Genomic DNA, 19,669 nt, shown 5'->3' on the forward strand with positions numbered 1-19,669 from the left:
GGCCCCACCACGGACGGGCCGCGATCGGGGAGGTGAGGGAAGCCGCGCATTTTACGCAGGTTGCTGTTGCGGTGCAGCAGGCATGCAAAAGGAAGGTTCTTCTCCCAAGTGAGGGGGAGCTCGCCTTCAGCGAAGGCGTGGGCGCTGCCGATTGCGTTCGATCGCCGGTTCTCGCCGCTACTTCTCGCCGCCACCTGGCTGTCCCGCCGCGACCTGCCGGCCTTGACGGCGAATGTCCCCCGGCCGCCGCCCGTGGCGGCGGCCTCCTCCTTGATTTCGCCGTCAAGGCCGGCAGGCCACGTCGGATCGCGCGGCCACGCTGGAACGCGAAGCAGACCCTCCCTGGGAGTGCGCTTTTGAACCACCGGTCATGTCGGAACGCCGGGGGTGAAGGCCCTTGGGCGCGAAATCAAGGCGGAGGCGCCGGCCCTGGCCGGCGCCGGGGGACATTCGTATCCAAGGGCCTTCGCTCCCGGCGCCCCGGTCATCCAACAGATCCGGCGCCTTTCCCTCAATTGGGCGAAGAACCAAAAGGAAGCCCCGCCGGGGCGGGGCTTCCGATCGGTCCGTGGACGGGCCGGCTATCTGCGCAGGTGCTTGTCTGCCCAGTCGTTGGCGATCTTGCCGGCGGCCTCGCGGCCGCCGAGGCCGAATGCCAATGCGATCGCGACCGCGACGGCCCCAAGCACCAGGCCGAAGGCAAGGTTGACGATCTCGTCGGCGATGCCCATCGCGCGCAGGCCCATCGCCAGCACCAAGCCGAGGATCGCGACCCGCGCAATCCGCGACAGGCCGACCGCGCCGTCCGGGTTGGCACGCTGGATCGCGGTGGCGGCCAGGTTCGCCAGCCAGTAGCCGACCACGAAGATCACCAGACCCAGCAACACGTTGGCGCCGAACTCGATGAAGGTCTCCAGCAGGTCGCGCACGCCACCGAAACCGATCCGGTGGGCTGCCTCGACGGTTGCGAACAGCATGATGAAGAACAGCGCGACCCGGCCACCGAGTTCGGACAGGGTCAGACGGACCTTTCCATCGCCGGCGGCTGGGGCCTCGGCGGGCGCTAGCGCATGGCTCATGCCGATGCGTTCCGGCAACCGGTCGAAACCCAGGTTGGCGAGCAGGCGGGTGACCAGGTCGGCGACGAAGCGGCCGACGAACCAGGCGATGATCAGGATCGCGGCAGCGGCGATGATGTGCGGTACCGCGGCCAGGAACATGTCCAGCATGCCGGTCAGCGGAGAGGAGATCGCCTCGATGCGCAGTGCGTCGAGCGCCGCGATCAGGGTCGGCACGATGATCAGGATGAACACCAGAGTGCCGCCGAGCTGGGACAGCTTGAGGTCGCGCGTGGCCTCGCTCTGCTGGCTGAACTTGTCCACCCCGGTCGCCGCCAGCAGGTTGCTGACCAGCCCGCGCACCGCCTTGGCGATGATCCAGCCGGCCAAACCGATCACCACCGCGGCGAACAGGTTGGGCAGGATGCCGACCAGGTCGGTGGTCATCGCGGTCAGCGGCACCATCAGGCCTTCGATCTGCAGAGCGCTGACGATCGCCGGCAGGAACAACAGGAACACCAGCCAGTAGGCGACGTTGCCCATGGTGGCGGACAGCGGCTGCATGTCGGCGGCTTCGGAGAGCTTCTCGTCGACCCGGGTGGCGCCAAGTGACTTGTTCACCACGGTACGCACCACGGTGGCGACGATCCAGGCCACCACCGCCAGCGCAATCGCCAGCAGCAGCCCCGGCAGGTACATCATCACCGTGTCGGCGAGCGTGGACAGCGGGCCGGACACGCCGTCGATGTGCAGCACCCCGAACATGCCGATCACCGCCAGCAGCAGGATCGCCCAGAACACGATCCGGCCGGCGACGCGTTCGAAGTCGAGCTTGCTCCCGGTCTGTGGGCCGAGCCGCTGGTTGGTGCCGAGCTTGCCGAGCCCCTTGCGGATGGCGGCGCTGGCGGCAAGAGCAACGATCCAGCCGAGCAGCAGGATCGCGAGCCCCCCGAGAATGCTGGGCAGGTAACCGCCGAGCGAGGCCTTGAGCGAAGACAGCCAGGTCATTGAGTCCATGTCACTTTCCCCTTGCTTGATTGCGAGACGGAAGGGTGATCTACCGGGGATCCGGCATCGCGTTGCACCATGACAGCGCGAACGTAAAGAAACTGTCGAGGGTGTGCTTCTGAAGGAGGCAGGGTTTCAGGCGGGTGCCATTACGGTCCGTGCAGGCAACTGTCGGCCCGTGAAAAGCAGACCCCGCCAAGTGGCGGGGTCTGGAGAAACGCAGCGATCGTGCGGTGGACTACAGCAGCGGCACCAGCAGCAGGGCGACGATATTGATGATCTTGATCAGCGGGTTGATCGCCGGTCCGGCAGTATCCTTGTAGGGGTCGCCGACGGTGTCGCCGGTGACCGCGGCCTTGTGTGCCTCGCTGCCCTTGCCACCGAAGTTGCCGTCCTCGATGTACTTCTTGGCATTGTCCCAGGCGCCGCCGCCGGTGGTCATCGAGATCGCCACGAACAGGCCGGTCACGATCGTCCCGATCAGCACGCCACCGAGCGCCTGCGCGCCGGCGGCCGGCCCGCCCAGCCATTTGAACCCGAACGCCACCACCACCGGCACCAGTACCGGCAGCAGCGAGGGCACGATCATTTCCTTGATTGCCGATTTCGTCAGCATGTCCACCGCGCGGGAATAGTCGGGTTTGCCGGTGCCCTGCATGATCCCGGGGATCTCGCGGAACTGGCGGCGCACCTCCTCGACCACGCTGCCGGCTGCACGGCCGACCGCCTCCATCGCCATCGAGGCGAACAGGTAGGGGATCAGGCCGCCGATCAGCAACCCGATCAGCACGTAGTGGTTGGACAGGTCGAATGCCAAGGTCGTGCCGCCGTTGTTGGCCGACAGGTTGTGGGTGTAGTCGGCGAACAGGACCAGTGCGGCCAATGCCGCCGAACCGATCGCGTAGCCCTTGGTCACCGCCTTGGTGGTATTGCCAACCGCATCGAGCGGGTCGGTGATGTCGCGCACCTCCGAGGGCAGTTCCGCCATCTCGGCGATGCCGCCGGCGTTGTCGGTGATCGGACCGTAGGCGTCCAGCGCCACGATCATGCCGGCCATCGACAACATCGCGGTTGCGGCGATCGCGATGCCGTACAGGCCACCGAGGGCATGGCAGGCCCAGATCGCCGCGCATACCGCCAGCACCGGCAGCGCGGTCGACTTCATCGACACGCCCAGGCCGGCGATGATGTTGGTGCCGTGGCCGGTGGTGGAGGCGGCCGCGATGTGCCTCACCGGTTTGTACTCGGTTCCGGTGTAGTACTCGGTGATCCAGACGATCGCGCCAGTCAATACCAGGCCGATCAGCGCGCAGAAATAGATGTTCATCGCGCCGTGGCTGCTGTCGCCCATCAGGCCGGTGGTGATCGGGTAGAACGCGATCGCCGCCAGCACCGCCGACACGATCACGCCCTTGTACAGCGCGCCCATGATCGAACCGCCAGCTTTCACTTTGACGAAGAGCGCACCGATGATCGAGGCGATGATCGAGGCACCGCCGAGCACCAATGGATAGAGCACGCCGTTGCTGCCGACCTCCGACACCATCAGGTAGCCCAGCAGCATGGTCGCGATCACGGTGACCGCGTAGGTCTCGAACAGGTCGGCAGCCATGCCGGCGCAGTCGCCGACGTTGTCGCCGACGTTGTCGGCGATCACTGCCGGGTTGCGCGGGTCGTCTTCGGGAATACCGGCCTCGACCTTGCCGACCAGATCGGCGCCGACATCGGCGCCCTTGGTGAAGATGCCGCCGCCCAGGCGCGCGAAGATCGAGATCAGCGACGAACCGAAGGCCACCCCGACCAGGGCGTGCAGAACCTCGGACGTGGGCATCTTGAAGCCGATGTTCAGCACCGCCCAATAGCCGGCCACGCCGAGCAGGCCCAGCCCGACCACCAGCATGCCGGTGATCGCGCCACCGCGGAACGCCACGTCCATGGCGGGGCCGATGCCGCGGCGCGCAGCCTCTGCGGTACGCACGTTGGCGCGCACCGACACGTTCATGCCGATGTAGCCGGCGGCACCCGACAGCACCGCGCCGAGCAGGAAGCCGACCGCGGTCGGCCAGTCGAGGAACACCCCGAGCAGCACGAACAGCACCGCGCCAGCGATCGAAATGGTCATGTACTGGCGATTGAGGTACGCGCGCGCGCCTTCCTGGATCGCCGAGGCGATCTCCTGCATGCGTTCGTTGCCGGCGGATTGCGCACCGATCCAGCGCGCCGAGATGATCCCGTACAGGATCGCGATGATGGCGCACACGAGCGCCATGGCCAAACCGTACTGCTCCAGCATGAACCCCTCCCCGGAGTGGACTACGTGGAATTTCGGATTACGAACCTTGTTTTTGTGTTGCGGGTACGCCTCACGGCGACCGGTGGGGGCAACGGGCCCGACTATGGCACAGGTTGCGATGCGTGTGCTGTGGCATTGCAACGACCATCTGGTGGCAGGAGCAGGTTCTGATGCCTGTTGCAATGCAACAGCCTGTCGCCGGAGGTTCAGCCGGTGCGTGCCAGCCTGCCGGTATCGTCTGGACCGGAATGATCGATGCCCCGCAAGCCCTGGCTGTACCTGCTCATGATCGCGCCGCTCGCCGGCCCCGCGCATGCCGCTGACGATACGGCGCCCGAGATCGAGCGCCCGGTCGCGCCACCGCAGGCGGTCGGTGAAGTGCACGCGTTACGCACGATTCCGGAGGCCTGCGCCCGCATCGAAGGTGTGTTCACCGGCAATGCGACCGAGCCGTATCGGTTTGCCGTGCTCCCTACCCATTCGAATTGCCAGCCCCGCGCGCGTTTCGTCGACGCGACCGAGGTCGGACCGGATACGGCTAGTGGTTGGATCTTCAACGATCTGATCCGAATCCCCAGCGAGGCTTGTCCATCGCAGCACGCGCTAGTGCGGGTCTGGCGCAAGCCGGGCTCCGCTGCGCCGCTGGAGCTCGACGCCCAGGGACGCGTGCGCATCTATCTGCAGGAGTCGAAGCAGACCGCGGGCGGGGCGGCGAGCAAGCTGCCGCTTTTCACCGCGGCAATGGCGGTTGAGGGCGAGGCCTGCGAAAACTGATCGCGGGCCTCAGCCTTCGAAAGGCGACAGCTTCTTCTTCATCGCCACATTCTTGAGCGTCACATACTTCGGCAATCCATCCCGCCCATACGGCGGCGGCGCCTCGCCGCGGATCAGCGGTTCGAGGTAGCGGCGCGCGCTGGCGGTGATGCCATAGCCGTCCTTGCGGATGAAGCCGGCGGGCATCTTCTTTTCGTGGTTGGCGATCTTCTCCAACGGCGCCGGTTCGATCTTCCAGCGGTAGGGCGCGTCGCTGGTACGCACGATCACCGGCATCACCGAGTTCATGCCTTTCAGCGCGTATTCGACCGCCTTGCGGCCGACGGCCTGGGCCTGGTCGAGGTCGGTCTTGCTGGCGAGGTGGCGGGCGGAGCGCTGCAGGTAGTCGGGCAGGGTCCAGTGGACCTTGTAGCCGAGGGCGTCCTTGACCCGGCCGGCCAGGTGCGAGGCGACGCCGCCGAGCTGGGTGTGGCCGAAGGAGTCCTTGCCGCCACCGGCATCGGCGACGAACTTGCCGTCTCCGGTCTGGATGCCCTCGCTGGCGACGACCACGCAGTAGCCGACGCGCTCGACGGTGGCCTTCACCTTTTCGAAGAAGTCGGCCTCGTCATACGGGCGCTCGGGGAACAGGATCAGGTGCGGGGCGGCATCGCGGCCGTCGCCGGCCAGGCCGGCCGCGGCGGCCAGCCAGCCCGCGTGGCGGCCCATCGCCTCGTACACGAATACTTTGGTCGAAGTCTCGGCCATTGCCGCTACGTCCAGCGCGGCCTCGCGCACTGACACGGCGGTGTACTTGGCCGCTGAGCCGAAGCCAGGACAGCAGTCGGTGACCGCAAGGTCGTTGTCGACGGTCTTGGGCACGCCGATGCAGGTCAGCGGGTAGTCGAATTCGGTCGCCAGCTTCGACACCTTCAGCGCGGTGTCGGCCGAGTCGTTGCCGCCGTTGTAGAGGAAGTAGCGCACGTCGTGGGCGCGCAGCACCTCGAGCAGGCGCTCGTAGCGGGCGCGATCGGCCTCCAGCGACTTGAGCTTGACCCGGCACGAGCCGAACGCGCCGCCCGGCGTATGGGCGAGGGCGCGGATGGCGGCGGCCGACTCCTTGGAGGTGTCGATCAACTCCTCGCGCAGGGCGCCGAGGATGCCGTTACGGGCCGCCAGCACCTTGACCTTGCGCGCGCGCGCGGCCTGGATCACCGCTGAGGCAGTGGCGTTGATGACGGCGGTGACACCGCCGGACTGGGCGTAGAGCAGGGTTCCCTGGGCCATGTCGGCTCCTCGTGGGTGGTGTGGGACAGGGATGGGAAAATGGTCGACCTCACCGCCGTTCGGGCGGAAATGCCGTCGCGATACGGTAAGCTGGACACCATTTTGCTCCGGCGGGAATGCCGCACGGCCCCAGTGTAGCGCCGCCGCGCGTGCGTCCGGAGCGGCGATTTCCATATTTCTATGTTTCTGTCTCTGGAGTGATGTTGATGCGATTGGTACTTCTGGGCGCGCCGGGCTCCGGCAAGGGTACGCAGGCGGCCCGTCTCAAGGAACACCTGCAGGTGCCCCACGTTTCGACCGGCGACCTGCTGCGTGCCGAAGTCGCCGCCGGCAGCAAGCTCGGGCTGGAAGCGAAGGAAATCATGGCCCGCGGCGAGCTGGTCAGCGACGAAATCCTGCTCGGCATGCTGGAGGACCGCTTTTCGCGGCCGGACACGGCGGGCGGCTTCATCCTCGACGGCTACCCGCGCAACCTGGCCCAGGCCGACGCGCTGGATGCCCTGCTGGTCCGGATCGGCCAGCCGATGGACGCCGCAGTACAGCTGGAAGTGCCGACCGAACTGCTGGTCGACCGCATCGCCGGCCGTGCCGCCCAGGAAGGCCGTGCCGACGACAATCCGGAGTCGGTGCGCAAGCGCCTGAGCATCTATAACGAGCAGACCGCGCCGGTGATCGAGTTCTATCGCCAGCATGGGCAACTGACTGTGGTCGACGGCGTCGGCGAGATGGATGAGGTGTTCACGCGGATCGTCGAGGCGATCGCGCCGGTGCGGGAGATGGGCTGAGCCCGGCCGCGTCCCAACGAAAACGCCCCGGTGTAAACCGGGGCGTTTTGTTTTGGCGCGGTTCCAGTGTTGGCGAATCAGGGACTGGTCACCAGCGTCAGGTTGTACGCCGACAGGATTGGATTGATCGGCTGGAAGTACGAGTTGCCGCGCCTGCCGCCGGCGATCCTGCAGTTGCCGCTGCCACCCGACAGCACGCCTTGGGCCTGGCCAGGGCCGGTGATGAACGACCCGCCCGAGTCGCCGCCTTCCGAACAGGCGCTGGTGTGGGTCAGGTTCAGAATCGTCTCGCCCGATTGATAGGTCACGGTCACGTTCTTTGCCTTGATCTCGCCGCAGCGCCATTGGGTGGTGCGCCCGGAGCGGCAGACTGCCGCGCCGACCGGGGCTTCCGTGCTGCCCGCGACGGTGATGTCGGGATTGCCCCAGCCGTAGACCTGGGGCAGCCCGGTGTGACCCGAATCCAGCTTCACCCATGCCATGTCGGGGCCGCTGTTGCCAGGGCTGGGAAAATTGGAGGCGGCGTAGCTACCGAGCCGCACACCCAACGTCCACTGCGACGGCTCGTAGTAGGTGACCTCGTTGGTGTTGCCGCAATGGCCGGCGGTGGCGAAGCCCAGCGTCGAGGAGCCCTGTCGGACCGGGAAGCCGATCGAGCAGGCGTACAGGTAGCCGTCGCCCGGGTTGCGCAGGATGCCGAAGCCGCCCTTCACGTCCATGTGCAGCTTCGGCGCCTCGTCCAGCGTTTCGAAGCGTACGGTGGCTTCGTCGACGCCGCTGCGCGCGATGAAGTCGATCGCTGCCTGTTCCGCGTTCGGCGCGATACCCACCGTTACGGTGTTGCTGGGCACGTCGACCGCCCACGTATACACGCCCTTCGGTGTCTTGTTACCCAGGGTAACAAGCAGGTCCAGATGCGCCTTGGCTGCGTTCAGTGATGCGAGGCTATGCCGCGCGTTGCGGATTTCCACACCTGCAGGCGTCTTCTGCGGCTTGAGCGAGGTGCTGGCCACCACGAACGCGTAGCTGCCATCGGCCTGCTTCTCGATCCAGCTGCCGGCGTAGTGTCGGCCCTGGGCCTTGGCCAACTGTTTTTCCTGCTGCATGGCGAGGCGTTCGGCTTTCAGATACTGCGCCAATTGCGTGCCCGACAGCCCCAGGTCACGCTGCATCGCGGCCTCGATGGCCGGGGCGACATCGTCGGCGGCGAATGCCGGAACGACGGCAGCCGCCAGGATGGCGACGGAGAGGGGCTTGAGGACGGCACGAACCTTGAAACGGGACTTCTGCATTGAGCGAGCTCCTGATAAAGGGTTGGTGGATCCAGTCGCCGGCCGTACCGGGCCCCCTGTGGTGGCAACGGACCGGCGGACGCTAGCACACAACTTTCGCCTGGCGTCAACCTACTTGCCGCAGGGCGGGATCGGCGACAATCCCGGCATGGCGAACAAGATCCACATCCTGGGTATCGCGGGCACCTTCATGGGCGGCGTAGCCGCCCTGGCGCGTGAAATCGGTTACGAAGTAGAAGGCAGCGACCAGGCTGTCTATCCGCCCATGTCGACCCAGTTGGAGCAACTGGGTATTGCGCTGCAGCAGGGGTATGCGCCGGAGCACATCTCGCCCGGTTGCGATGAAGTCGTGATCGGCAACGCGTTGTCGCGAGGCAACCTGGCGGTGGAGCACGTGCTCGATGCCGGCTTGAAGTACACCTCCGGCGCGCAATGGCTGAGCGAGCGGGTGCTGCCCGGCCGCGAAACGCTGGCGGTCGCCGGCACCCACGGCAAGACCACGACCACGACGATCCTGACCTTCCTGCTGCAGGCCGCCGGGCGTGAGCCGGGATTCCTGATCGGCGGTGTGGCCGAGGATTTCGGGATGTCGGCACGCATCGGCACGGGGCGTGAATTCGTGGTCGAAGCCGACGAGTACGACACCGCGTTCTTCGACAAACGCAGCAAGTTCGTTCACTACCGGCCGCAGGTCGCAATCCTCAACAACCTGGAATTCGACCACGCCGACATCTTCGACGACGTGGCCGCGATCCAGCGCCAGTTCCACCATCTTGTGCGCACCGTGCCGCGCCGTGGCCGGTTGATCGTCAATGGCGAGGACGAGCGCCTGGCCGAAGTACTGGCGATGGGGTGCTGGACGCCGGTCGAGCGCTTCGGCCTCGATATTGAAGGCCTCGACTGGACCGCGCGCCTGCTCGCCGATGACGGGAGTGCCTTTGTCGTCATCCACGAGGGCGGCGAGCTGGGCGAGGTGCGCTGGCCGCTGCTCGGCCGACACAACGTGATGAATGCGCTTGCGGCGCTGGCGGCGTGCAATGCGGTCGGCGTCGACGTGAAGGGCGTGCTGGCGGCGCTGGCGGAGTTTCGCAGCGTCAAGCGGCGGATGGAGTTGCTCGGCGAAGTGCATGGAGTGACGGTCTACGACGACTTCGCCCACCACCCGACCGCGATCGCCACCACTCTCGCCGGGCTCCGCGCGAAGGTCGGCGACGCGCGGATCATGGTGGCGATGGAGCCGCGCAGCAATTCGATGCGGCTGGGCGCGCATGCCGACGCGCTGGCGCCGTCGCTGGACGGTGCCGATGCGGTGGTGTTCCTGCAACGGCCGGAGCTGGCCTGGGACGCGGGCAAGGTGGTCTCGGCCCTGCGTGGAGACGGCATCGCCGTATCTGATGTCGACGCGCTGATCGGCCGCCTGCGCGAGTGCGTGCAGCGGGGGGATCACGTGGTCTTCATGTCCAACGGCGGTTTCGACGGCGCACCGCGGCGGTTCCTGGCGACACTTCGCGAATCGGCCTGAAGGCTGCCGGCATCCCGCGTACACTGGGGCCGATGCCGGAATCCGTCCCCGCCGTCGAAGCGCTGCCCCTGTTCCCCCTGCATGCCGTGCTGCTGCCGGGTGCCTCGCTGGGCCTGCGCGTGTTCGAACCCCGCTATCTGGACCTTGTGCGCGATTGCAGTCGCAACGGCCATGGCTTCGGCGTTTGCATGATCCTGGAAGGCGAGGAAGTCGGCGCCGTCACTTCGGCTGCTGCGTTTGGCACCGAGGCGGTGATCGAGGACTTCGGCACCGGCGACGACGGCCTGCTGACCCTGCAGGTGCGCGGGCGGCGGCGCTTTCACGTCCATCGCGTGCGGGTGCGCGACAACGGCCTGCAGGTGGCCGAGGTGAGCTGGTGCGCGGCCGATGCGGTCGAGCCGCTGCGGCCCGAGCACGGCCTGTTGGCGACGTTGTTGCACGAAGTCATCGACAAGTTCGGCGGCGAGCATGCCGGCGCCCCCGAAGCGCGGTTCGACGATGCCGCCTGGGTCGGCTGGCGGCTGGCCGAGATGCTGCCGCTGCAGAATGTGCAGCGGCAGGCGCTGCTGCAGACCGAGGATCCGCACGAGCGTCTGCAACAGGTGCTGTCGCTGTTGCCATGAGTCCGGGCGTCTCAGCTCTTTCCTGCTGCGGCGTCCCCGCGACGCCTGGCGACGGAACGCGATGAAGTATCCGGGCTATTCGATACCGGGCGTGGTGCGCAGCCGCAGCACCGGAAGGCCGGTGGCCGGATGTGGAGCCATGATGTGTTCGAAGCCGTCCAGCGCCGCGCCGACCTGATCGAGCACTTCGCCCGGGTCGGGGTCCGGACGCCACAGCGAGGCGGCGCCGAGCGGCCGCGCCAGATGCAGGTATTGGGTGGCGCCCAGCCACAACGGCGTGCCATCGTCCAGTGCGGCCGGCGCCGGCCACAGCCGCAGCGCCTGCAGGCGGGGCCGCCCATGCGCGTCGGTCTTGGCCGCCTCGCGCACCATCAGCAGCGATTCGGCGCGCGCGTCGAGGGTGGCCGGCAGCACCGGCTGCAGCACGGCCGGGGTGTCGTCGTCGAGCAGGCCGATCGTGGCGGTCCAGTCGGTTTGCGGCTGTGCCCGCCAGCCGTCGGCTTCCAGCGCCGCCTGCAGCGGTTCCAGCGGACCAGCGACCTGGACATCGAGCCGCCAGCGCTGGCGCGCCTCGCTTTCGTTGCGCCGTGCGGGCAGGGAGGTCCAGCTGTCCTGCCACCAGGCCTCGTGGCCGATGATCCGCACCGGAGCGGAGGCCTGGAACTTGGCCAGCAGCGGATCGGCCGCCCGTGGCGCATGCCATAGCGCTGCCACCAGGAAGCTGCCGTAGAACATCGCCGCCAGCGGCCGCATCCAGAACGAGCGTGCGACGTGGCTGCGGTAGGCCAGCCCCAGCACCAGCAGCCAGAGGATGCCGAACAAGGTGCCGCCAACCAGATCGCTGAGCCAATGCGCGCCCAGGTACAGGCGAGCGAAGCCGATCAGGGTCGTCGCCACGCCGGCGATGAGGTAAGGCCAGACCCGCCTGCGACCCGGCAACTCGCGTGCGATCAATACCGCGAAGAAGCCGAACACCACCGTCGCCATCGTCACCGCCACCGACGGGAAGCCGAATCCGACCGGCGCGGTCGGTGGGCGCGGCATCTCGATCGCCGCCTCCAGCAGTGCAGTCAGCGCCAGTCCGAACACGATCGCGGCGATCCAGTGCGCGGCGGCCATCCAGCGTCGCCGCCATAGCAGGTAGACCAGCGTCACCGCCGCCGCAGTGCCGAGCACCGCGGTATCGCCGAGACTGGCGAGCGCTGCCATCAGTCCGTCGGCGAGGGGGTTGCGCAGGTCCCACATCCATTCATGCACGGCCTGGTCCAATGCCAGTGGGCCGCCGCTGGCCAGCAGTGCCGCCAGCAGGGTGAACCAGGCCCAGCTGATCGCCAGCAGACAGGCCGCCAGCATCACCAGCGAGGGCGACTCGGGCCGGTTGGGATCGACCAGGGCGGCGGTGTAGCGGCTCAGCCGTGGATGCGCGCGGCTCCAGGCCAGGCCGCGCGCGAGCAGGTTGCCGGCGTGGGCGGCGAACCAGCGCCAGGTGTAGAGCACCAGTGCCCAGACCACACCGAGCGCCACCAGCAGGGCGCCGAGCACGATCACCAACCGGTCGGCGACCGCAGCGACCGCGTCGTAGGACGCGCCCAGTGCCCAGCCCGGGGCCAGGAACAGCGCTGCCCAGGTGACTGCGGCGAACAGGCTCGGCGCCAGATAACGCGGGAATGGCATATGCAACATGCCGGCGATGGCGGGCACGAACGGCCGCACGGCGCCTACGAAGCGCGCGGTCACGATGCTCTTGACGCCGTGGCGGCGGAACATTGTCTCGCCGCGGTCCAGCCATTGTGGGTAGCGTGAAAACGGCCAGCGCTGCCGCAACTGCGGTCCCCACAGCCGGCCGATCCAGTAGCTCAGCGCATCGCCGAGGAAGGCGCCTGCCGCGGCCGCGACCAGCGCATACGGTCCGTTGATATGGCCGAGGCCGACCAGGGTGCCGACCGCGATCAACAGGGGCAGCGCGGGGACCAGCAGGCCCAGGACGACCAGCGCGTCGCAGAACGCGATCAGGAAGATCAGCGCGCCCGCGGCGACAGGGTGTGCTGCGATCCAGGCGGTCGCGCTTTCGATCCAGGTCGGTTCCATCTGTGAATTATGGGGGAGGGCCGGCGCGAAGGCCTAGGACATTGGTGGGACAAGCCGGACAGGGATGTTCCGCGCCCGGGTCGTACACTTGGGGCCTGCCAACGTCATCGGGACAGGCCAGGTAACCGTGTCAGTCGAAGTTTCCGCCCTCAAATCCGACAGTTTCGGCCGCATCGCGCTGATGCGCGGCGAGCACGGCCTGTTTGTCCGCCGCGATCTTGTCCACGTGCCGCTGTGGCTGCGCCTGCCGGCCTGGTGGCTGGCACGGCGCGAGGCGCGCGCGCTGCAGGCGGTGGTCGGCCTCGACGCCGTGCCGCAACTGCTGGCCTGGAACGGTCGCCGGCTCGACCGCAGCTACATGGACGGTGCCGCCATGTATCAGCGCCCGCCGCGGGGCGATCTGGTGTATTTCCGCGAAGCGCGGCGCCTGTTGCAGCGCCTGCACCGCCACGGCATCGCCCACAACGACCTTGCCAAGGAGGCCAACTGGCTGGTCCAGGCCGACGGCAGTCCCGGCATCATCGACTTCCAGCTGGCCGTGCGCGGCAACCCGCGTTCGCGCTGGATGCGCCTGCTCGCCCGCGAGGACCTGCGCCACCTGCTCAAGCACAAGCGCACCTATTGCCCGGCCGCCATCACCCCGGTCGAGCGCCGGGTGCTGAAGCGGCACTCCTGGTTGCGTGAGGTCTGGTTCGCGACCGGCAAACCGGTCTATCGCTTCGTCACCCGCCGGCTGTTGAAGTGGGAAGACAACGAGGGGCAGGGGCCGAAGCCGTGACAGCCAGTAATCCACATTCAACCACTGGACTCCCCATGTCTCTTTCCGGCAAAACCCTTTTCATCACCGGCGCCTCGCGCGGCATCGGCCGTGCCATCGCCCTGCGTGCCGCCCGCGATGGCGCCAACATCGCCATCGTTGCCAAGTCCGGCGTACCCAACCCCAAACTGCCGGGCACCATCCACTCCGTCGCGGCCGAGGTCGAGGCCGCCGGAGGCCGTGCGCTGCCGATCAGATGCGACATCCGCGAAGAGGAGCAGGTGACAGCCGCGGTCGCCGCGACCGTCGATGCCTTCGGAGGCCTCGACATCCTGGTCAACAATGCCAGCGCGATCTGGCTGCGTGGCGCGCTCGACACGCCGATGAAGCGCTATGACCTGATGCAGCAGGTGAATTCACGTGGCACCTTCCTGTGCACGCAAGCCTGTTTGCCGCACCTCCTGCAGGCCCCCAACCCGCACGTGCTGACCCTGTCGCCACCGCCCAGCCTCGATCCGAAGTGGTGGGGGCCGCACGTCGCCTACACCTACGCCAAGATGGGCATGAGCCTGCTCACGATCGGACTGGCGGCCGAGTTCGGCGCGCAGGGCGTGGCGATCAACTGCCTGTGGCCGCGCACCGTGATCGCCACCGATGCGATCCGCATGATCCCGGGCATCGATGTCGCCGGCTGTCGTACGCCGGAGATCATGGCCGACGCTGCCCATGCCGTGCTCACGCGTCCGGCCGCCGGCTTTTACGGCCGTTTCCTGATCGACGACGAGGTGCTGGGCGAAGCCGGCGTCACCGACCTGTCCGGCTACGCGGTCGACCCGTCGCAGTCGCTGCATCCCGACCTGTTTCTGGACTGACGTGCCCTCGGCCAGGCATTCCCACATTCCCGCCCCCACTGGAATCGAAGCAATGAAATACCTCCACGCCATGGTCCGCGTCCGCGACCTCGACGCCTCCCTCAAGTTTTTCTGCGAAGGCCTCGGGCTGGTCGAGACGCGGCGCAAGGACTTTCCGCAAGGCCGCTTCACCCTGGTCTACCTCGGCGCACCGGAAAATCCGAAGTCCGAGATCGAACTGACGTACAACTACGACGACGAGGACTATGGCAGCGCCCGCAACTTCGGCCACCTCGCGTTCGCGGTCGACGACATCCATGCCACCTGCGCCCACCTGCAGTCGATGGGCGTGACCATCAACCGTCCGCCGCGCGACGGCCACATGGCCTTCGTCCGCTCGCCGGACCTGATCTCGATCGAGCTGCTGCAGAAGGGCGACCCGCTGCCACCGGCCGAGCCGTGGGTATCGATGCCGAACACCGGCAACTGGTAACCCTTCCCGACCTTCCAGATATCAACGCCCACATGACTACCGCCAACGACGCCCTCTGCGCCCTCGCCGACGACTACTACGTACCGGTCTACCGGCCGCGCCGCATCGTGCTGGATCGGGGCCAGGGTTCGCGCATCTTCGACATCGATGGCCGGGAGTACGTCGACTTCGGCGGCGGCATCGCGGTCAACGCGCTCGGCCATGCGCATCCGGCACTGATCGAAGCGCTGACCGCTCAGGCCGGCAAGCTCTGGCACACCAGCAATGTGTTCGTCAGCGAACCGCCATTGCAGCTGGCCAAGGCGTTGGTTGAGGCCAGCGGCTTCGCGCGCCGGGTGTTCCTGTGCAACTCCGGCGCCGAGGCCAACGAGGCCGCGATCAAACTCGCCCGCAAATGGGCGGCCGGGCAGGGACGCCCGCCCGAACGGCGGGTGATCCTCACCTTCCGTGGCAGCTTCCACGGCCGCACCCTCGCCACGGTCACCGCGACCGCGCAGCCGAAATACCAGGAAGGCTTCGAGCCGTTGCCCGGCGGATTCCGCTACAGCGACTTCAACGACCTCGCCGCGGTCGAGGCAGCGATGGCGGCCGGTGACGTCTGCGCGGTGCTGGTCGAGCCGGTGCAGGGCGAGGGCGGGGTGATGCCGGCCGCACCCGAATTCCTGCGCGGCCTGCGCGCGCTGTGCGATCGCCACGGCGCGCTGCTGATGCTCGACGAGATCCAGTGCGGCATGGCCCGCACCGGCACCCTGTTCGCTTGCCAGGGCTACGGCGTCACCCCCGACGTGGTGACCCTGGCCAAGGCACTCGGCGGTGGTATGCCGATCGGCGCGATGCTGGTCGGCCCGAAGGCCGGTGAAACCCTGCAGTTCGGCAGCCACGGCACCACCTTCGGCGGCAATCCGATGGCTGCCGCGGTAGCCGGCGTGGTGCTGCGCGAGCTGTCATCGCCGGCGTTGCTGGCGAATGTCGAACGGCAAGCAGCCGCGATCCGCGCGTCGCTGGCGGAGATCGACACGGAGCTGGGGCTATTCGATGAGGTGCGCGGCCGCGGCCTGATGATCGGTGCCCAGTTGCGCCCCGAGCATGCCGGCAAGGCCGCAGAAATCCTCGACCGCTGCGTCGAGCATGGTCTGCTTCTGCTGCAGGCCGGCCCCGACGTGTTGCGCTTCGTTCCGGCGCTCAACATCAGCGATGCCGACACTGATGAAGGCATGTCCCGCTTGCACGCCGCGCTGCGTGATTATGCGGGTTGATTTTTTGTAGCGGGAGGCACGTGCGGGGAAGCCGGAGGCCATGGGGTTTGCGGGACACGCTGTGAACCCATCCATGGGCGCTCATCGTCGGCATCCTGCCTCCGAAGGTCCCGCAAACCCCATGGCCTCCGGCTTCTGGACAGGCTATCGGCGCTTTTCCACCCGAAGCGGTAAACCGTAAATCTCGCGAAAGTCGCTGATCGGCGGGGAAGGGGTTGCGGAGAGTGGACCATGGATGGTCCACGACCCGACTTAAAGACACGACGTCGTCAGGAGGGCGGAGCAACCCCTTCCCCGTCGGGCGGCGACTCCTGCCGAAGCCAACTGGTTTCAGCCCCCGGCCACTTCCGCAAACGCCGACCGCGCCGCCAGGATCGTATGCGCGATCTCCGCATCGCCATGCGCGCTCGACATGAAGCCGGCCTCGAACGCCGACGGCGCCAGGTACACCCCGCGCTCCAGCATCGCGTGGAAGAACCGCCCGAACTTCCCGGCGTCCGATGCTTTCGCATCCTCGAACGTCTCCACCGGCCCCTTGCGGAAGTACAGCCCGAACATCCCCGGCGCCCGGGTCGTGTGGAACGCCACCCCGATCTCGCGCGCCGCTGCCTCCAGCCCGTCGCACAACTCATGCGTGCGGCGCTCCAGCGCCTCATGGAAGCGCGGCGCCTGGATCAACTCAAGCGTCGCCAGCCCGGCCGCCATCGCCACCGGATTGCCGCTCAGCGTACCCGCCTGGTAGATCGGCCCCGCCGGTGCCACCTGCGACATCAGCTCGCGACGACCGCCATAGGCGCCGACCGGCATGCCGCCGCCGATGATCTTGCCGAACGTCGACAGGTCCGGCGTGATTCCGTAACGTTGCTGCGCACCGCCCAGCGCGACACGGAAACCGGTCATCACCTCGTCGAAGATCAACACCGCACCGTGCTTCGTGCACAGCTCGCGCAGGTGCTGCAGATAGCCCTCGCGCGGCAGAATGCAATTCGCGTTGCCGACGATCGGTTCGATGATCAATCCGGCGATGTCATGGCCGGCTTCCTCGAACAACCTCGCTGCCGCATCGAAATCGTTGTACGGAATCGTCAGCGTCAGGTCGGCCAGCGCGGCCGGCACGCCCGGCGAATTTGGCAGGCCCAGCGTCATCACGCCGCTGCCGGCCTTGACCAGGAAGCTGTCGCCATGGCCGTGGTAGCAGCCCTCGAACTTGACGATGCGGCTGCGTCCGGTCGCTCCGCGTGCCACCCGGATCGCCGACAGCGTCGCCTCGGTGCCGGAGTTGACCATTCGCACCATTTCACAGCTGGGCACGATGCGGGTGATCGCCTCGGCCATCTCGACCTCCAGCGCATTCGGCACGCCAAAACTCAGGCCGTTTCGCATCGTTCCCTCGACCGCCGCCAGCACTTCCGGATGCGCATGACCGGCGATCATCGGCCCCCACGAACCGACGTAGTCGACATAGCGGTTGCCATCGACGTCGAAGATGTATGCACCTTCGGCACGCTGGGCGAAAAATGGCTCCCCGCCGACCGACTTGAACGCGCGTACCGGCGAATTGACACCGCCCGGGATAAGGTCCAGCGCACGGGAAAACAGGGTGTGGGAGCGTTCGTGGTTCATGGAGTGGGCTTCGGAAGTCGAGAGAGGGGGCTTTTGCGGGAGCGTGACGAGCGCGATCAATCCACCGGTGCGAAACAGTCCCGGTACGCGCGCACCGCCGCCGCCGGGTCATGGGCGTCGAAAATGCCGCTGATCACCGCGACCAGGTCGGCGCCGGCATCGACCAGCATGCGCGCATTGTCCGGAGTGATGCCCCCGATCGCCACCCGCGGTACCTCCAGCTCCGCCGCTGATGCCAGCAACCCGGTCGAGGCCCGGCGTGCGTCCGGCTTGGTCGGCGATGGGAAAAAGGCGCCAAAGGCGACGTAGCTGGCGCCCAGCCCCACCGCGCGGCGGGCCCGCTCTTCGCTGTCATAGCAGGACGCGCCGATCAGTGCGACGTCGCCCATCGCTTCGCGGGCAGCCATGATGTCGCCGTCGTTCTCGCCCAGGTGCGCGCCATCGGCGTCGATATCGGCTGCGAGCCTCCAATCATCGTTGATGATCAACGGCACGCCCCGCCCCCGGCACAGCGCCAGCAACCTCAGCGCCTGTTTGCGGCGCAGCGCCGGCGCTGCCGACTTGTTGCGGTACTGCAGCCAGGTGATGCCGGCGTCGAGCACGACCGACACACGCTCGATCAGACGCGCAGTGTCGGCTTCGTCAGGAGTGATCGCGTACACGCCGCGATGAGACTGGTTGGAAGGCGACATGAGTGGATTCATGGAACAATACGGGTTCACTAGCCGCACATTATCCGCTCATGTCCGACGCTGCCGTTACTGCCGCCCCCTACCGCACCTGGATGTGCGTCGTCTGCGGCTTCATCTACGACGAAGAAGCCGGGCTGCCGGAGGAAGGCATCGAGCCGGGCACGCGCTGGGAAGACATCCCCGACACCTGGACCTGTCCGGATTGCGGCGTCACCAAGGATGACTTCGAGATGGTCGAGGCCTGAACGGCCCCGGGCGTCGGATCAGTCCTGAGCCGCCAGCTTCACGACAGCCTTCTCCACCGCCGGCCCGAGCTGCATCGAGGTTCCGTCCTCCAGGCCCAGGCGCGCGGCCTCGCCAGCATTGAGCTCGAGCACGTAGCGCGCCGGCGCGCTGCTCGGATACGGCGGGCAGGCATTGCCCAGTGAGCATGGCGGCACGTCGCGCTGTTGCGAGACCAATCGGCGCTGGCTGTCGAAATACAGGATGTCCAGCGCGATCCGGGTGTTCTTCATCCAGTACGCCTGCATTTCCTCGCGCTCGTGGATGAAGATCATCCCGTGGTCGGCGGCCATCGCGTCGCGGAACATCAGGCCGCGTGCGCGGGATGGATCGTCTGCGGCGATTTCCACCGTATAGCGCGCGCCGCCCAGCTCGACCCAGCGACCACTTTCGGTGGCGCAACCCGGCAGCGCCAACGCGGCCAGCAGCAGGGCGAGCAGGGCCGGCAATGAGGCGGGAAGAAGGGGGCGTGTGGTTTTCGGCATACCGGGGAGCTCCAGGCTGGGAGCCCGACCATCGGGCAGTTCCGCCACCGCGGTCAAGGCGGCGTGCGCGCCCTCTTCCCAAACGTGCGGTGTATGTGCACAATGCGCGCCCCGCTGGAGCCGGTAGCTGGTCAAGCGGGAGCGGATTGGAGGCGGTTTCCGGGGGTGTATTGACGGTCCTGGGAGTTGCTGTAAGATGCGCGGCCCGCACCGGCCAGGGTTAATCTGAACGGGGCGGGAGGCGGCGAAAAAAGATGGCGTCGGGGTGTTGACGGAATCGGAATTCGCTGTAAGATAGTCGGCTCCCTCGGGCACTTAGGTGCGGCGGGGAAGCGGTAAAGGGAGCGCGGCGCTGAGGCCGGTTCTTGAGATCTTTGACAGTGTGCGCAGGTGACTTGTGCGGCCGTCTGGCAGGTGGATAGCTGTCCATATGCAGACGTCCGAACAGGAACCAAGTCAATTCAAATGCATGCAGATGCAAGCGATGTAATTTGGGACCTGGACGGCTCTGCACTCAAAGT

At 67.2% G+C, this 19,669-nt stretch carries 17 protein-coding genes; 9 read left to right on the top strand and 8 right to left on the bottom strand.

The window, feature by feature from the left end; translation table 11 throughout:
• Positions 1 to 581 precede the first annotated feature (581 nt).
• Both FKV23_RS02645 and FKV23_RS02650 read right to left on the bottom strand, forming a co-directional pair.
• Complete coding sequence (locus FKV23_RS02645) at positions 582 to 2,075, bottom strand: mechanosensitive ion channel (RefSeq protein WP_141622467.1); 1,494 nt, start codon at positions 2,073 to 2,075, stop codon at positions 582 to 584.
• A gap of 229 nt (positions 2,076 to 2,304) precedes the next feature.
• A complete protein-coding gene (locus FKV23_RS02650) occupies positions 2,305 to 4,359 on the bottom strand; it encodes a sodium-translocating pyrophosphatase (protein WP_141622468.1) in 2,055 nt (684 codons plus the stop codon).
• Positions 4,360 to 4,614: 255 nt separating this feature from the next.
• On the opposite strand from FKV23_RS02650, the gene FKV23_RS02655 reads away from it, so the two are divergent.
• A complete protein-coding gene (locus FKV23_RS02655; protein ID WP_141622469.1) occupies positions 4,615 to 5,133 on the top strand; it encodes a hypothetical protein in 519 nt (172 codons plus the stop codon).
• A gap of 9 nt (positions 5,134 to 5,142) precedes the next feature.
• Here the strand turns inward: FKV23_RS02655 and FKV23_RS02660 are convergent, their stop codons facing one another.
• Positions 5,143 to 6,399, bottom strand: a complete 1,257-nt coding sequence (locus tag FKV23_RS02660) for a 6-phosphofructokinase (RefSeq protein WP_141622470.1) — start codon at positions 6,397 to 6,399, stop codon at positions 5,143 to 5,145.
• Between the two features lie 206 nt (positions 6,400 to 6,605).
• Here FKV23_RS02660 and FKV23_RS02665 point away from each other — a divergent pair, with 206 nt between their 5' ends.
• Positions 6,606 to 7,184, top strand: coding sequence for an adenylate kinase (locus tag FKV23_RS02665; RefSeq protein ID WP_141622471.1), 579 nt, complete (start codon positions 6,606 to 6,608; stop codon positions 7,182 to 7,184).
• A 77-nt stretch (positions 7,185 to 7,261) separates the two neighbouring features.
• Here FKV23_RS02665 and FKV23_RS02670 read toward each other — a convergent pair whose 3' ends face one another.
• Complete coding sequence (locus FKV23_RS02670; protein ID WP_141622472.1) at positions 7,262 to 8,476, bottom strand: S1 family peptidase; 1,215 nt, start codon at positions 8,474 to 8,476, stop codon at positions 7,262 to 7,264.
• A 148-nt stretch (positions 8,477 to 8,624) separates the two neighbouring features.
• On the opposite strand from FKV23_RS02670, the gene mpl reads away from it, so the two are divergent.
• Together mpl and FKV23_RS02680 are read left to right on the top strand one after the other, a co-directional pair.
• On the top strand, positions 8,625 to 9,998 hold the full coding sequence (mpl, locus tag FKV23_RS02675; RefSeq protein WP_141622473.1) for a UDP-N-acetylmuramate:L-alanyl-gamma-D-glutamyl-meso-diaminopimelate ligase: 1,374 nt from the start codon (positions 8,625 to 8,627) through the stop codon (positions 9,996 to 9,998).
• 32 nt (positions 9,999 to 10,030) lie between these two features.
• Positions 10,031 to 10,621, top strand: coding sequence for an LON peptidase substrate-binding domain-containing protein (locus tag FKV23_RS02680; protein ID WP_141622474.1), 591 nt, complete (start codon positions 10,031 to 10,033; stop codon positions 10,619 to 10,621).
• A gap of 75 nt (positions 10,622 to 10,696) precedes the next feature.
• Here the strand turns inward: FKV23_RS02680 and FKV23_RS02685 are convergent, their stop codons facing one another.
• Positions 10,697 to 12,709, bottom strand: coding sequence for a bifunctional DedA family/phosphatase PAP2 family protein (locus FKV23_RS02685; RefSeq protein ID WP_141622475.1), 2,013 nt, complete (start codon positions 12,707 to 12,709; stop codon positions 10,697 to 10,699).
• 127 nt (positions 12,710 to 12,836) lie between these two features.
• Here FKV23_RS02685 and FKV23_RS02690 point away from each other — a divergent pair, with 127 nt between their 5' ends.
• The 4 genes from FKV23_RS02690 to FKV23_RS02705 are packed head-to-tail and all read left to right on the top strand — an operon-like array spanning position 12,837 to position 16,066.
• Entirely contained in the window at positions 12,837 to 13,487 is a 651-nt protein-coding gene (locus FKV23_RS02690; RefSeq protein WP_279633031.1) for a protein kinase family protein, read from the top strand.
• Positions 13,488 to 13,522: 35 nt separating this feature from the next.
• Positions 13,523 to 14,338, top strand: coding sequence for an SDR family oxidoreductase (locus FKV23_RS02695; RefSeq protein WP_141622477.1), 816 nt, complete (start codon positions 13,523 to 13,525; stop codon positions 14,336 to 14,338).
• A 52-nt stretch (positions 14,339 to 14,390) separates the two neighbouring features.
• A complete protein-coding gene (locus FKV23_RS02700) occupies positions 14,391 to 14,810 on the top strand; it encodes a VOC family protein (protein ID WP_141622478.1) in 420 nt (139 codons plus the stop codon).
• A 32-nt stretch (positions 14,811 to 14,842) separates the two neighbouring features.
• Complete coding sequence (locus FKV23_RS02705) at positions 14,843 to 16,066, top strand: acetylornithine/succinylornithine family transaminase (RefSeq protein WP_141622479.1); 1,224 nt, start codon at positions 14,843 to 14,845, stop codon at positions 16,064 to 16,066.
• A gap of 330 nt (positions 16,067 to 16,396) precedes the next feature.
• Here FKV23_RS02705 and hemL read toward each other — a convergent pair whose 3' ends face one another.
• Both hemL and thiE read right to left on the bottom strand, forming a co-directional pair.
• The gene (hemL, locus tag FKV23_RS02710; RefSeq protein WP_141622480.1) at positions 16,397 to 17,689 is read right to left on the bottom strand and encodes a glutamate-1-semialdehyde 2,1-aminomutase; all 1,293 of its coding nucleotides are present in this window, start codon (positions 17,687 to 17,689) and stop codon (positions 16,397 to 16,399) included.
• A gap of 56 nt (positions 17,690 to 17,745) precedes the next feature.
• The gene (gene thiE / locus FKV23_RS02715) at positions 17,746 to 18,381 is read right to left on the bottom strand and encodes a thiamine phosphate synthase (protein WP_141622481.1); all 636 of its coding nucleotides are present in this window, start codon (positions 18,379 to 18,381) and stop codon (positions 17,746 to 17,748) included.
• A 50-nt stretch (positions 18,382 to 18,431) separates the two neighbouring features.
• On the opposite strand from thiE, the gene FKV23_RS02720 reads away from it, so the two are divergent.
• A complete protein-coding gene (locus FKV23_RS02720) occupies positions 18,432 to 18,626 on the top strand; it encodes a rubredoxin (RefSeq protein WP_141622482.1) in 195 nt (64 codons plus the stop codon).
• A gap of 18 nt (positions 18,627 to 18,644) precedes the next feature.
• Here the strand turns inward: FKV23_RS02720 and FKV23_RS02725 are convergent, their stop codons facing one another.
• Positions 18,645 to 19,148 (bottom strand): DUF192 domain-containing protein, encoded by a 504-nt coding sequence (locus FKV23_RS02725; RefSeq protein ID WP_141622483.1) that lies wholly within the window; start codon positions 19,146 to 19,148, stop codon positions 18,645 to 18,647.
• Positions 19,149 to 19,669 lie beyond the last annotated feature (521 nt).

Origin of the sequence: Lysobacter alkalisoli (assembly GCF_006547045.1) — a bacterium.
GTDB classification, from domain to species: domain Bacteria; phylum Pseudomonadota; class Gammaproteobacteria; order Xanthomonadales; family Xanthomonadaceae; genus Marilutibacter; species Marilutibacter alkalisoli.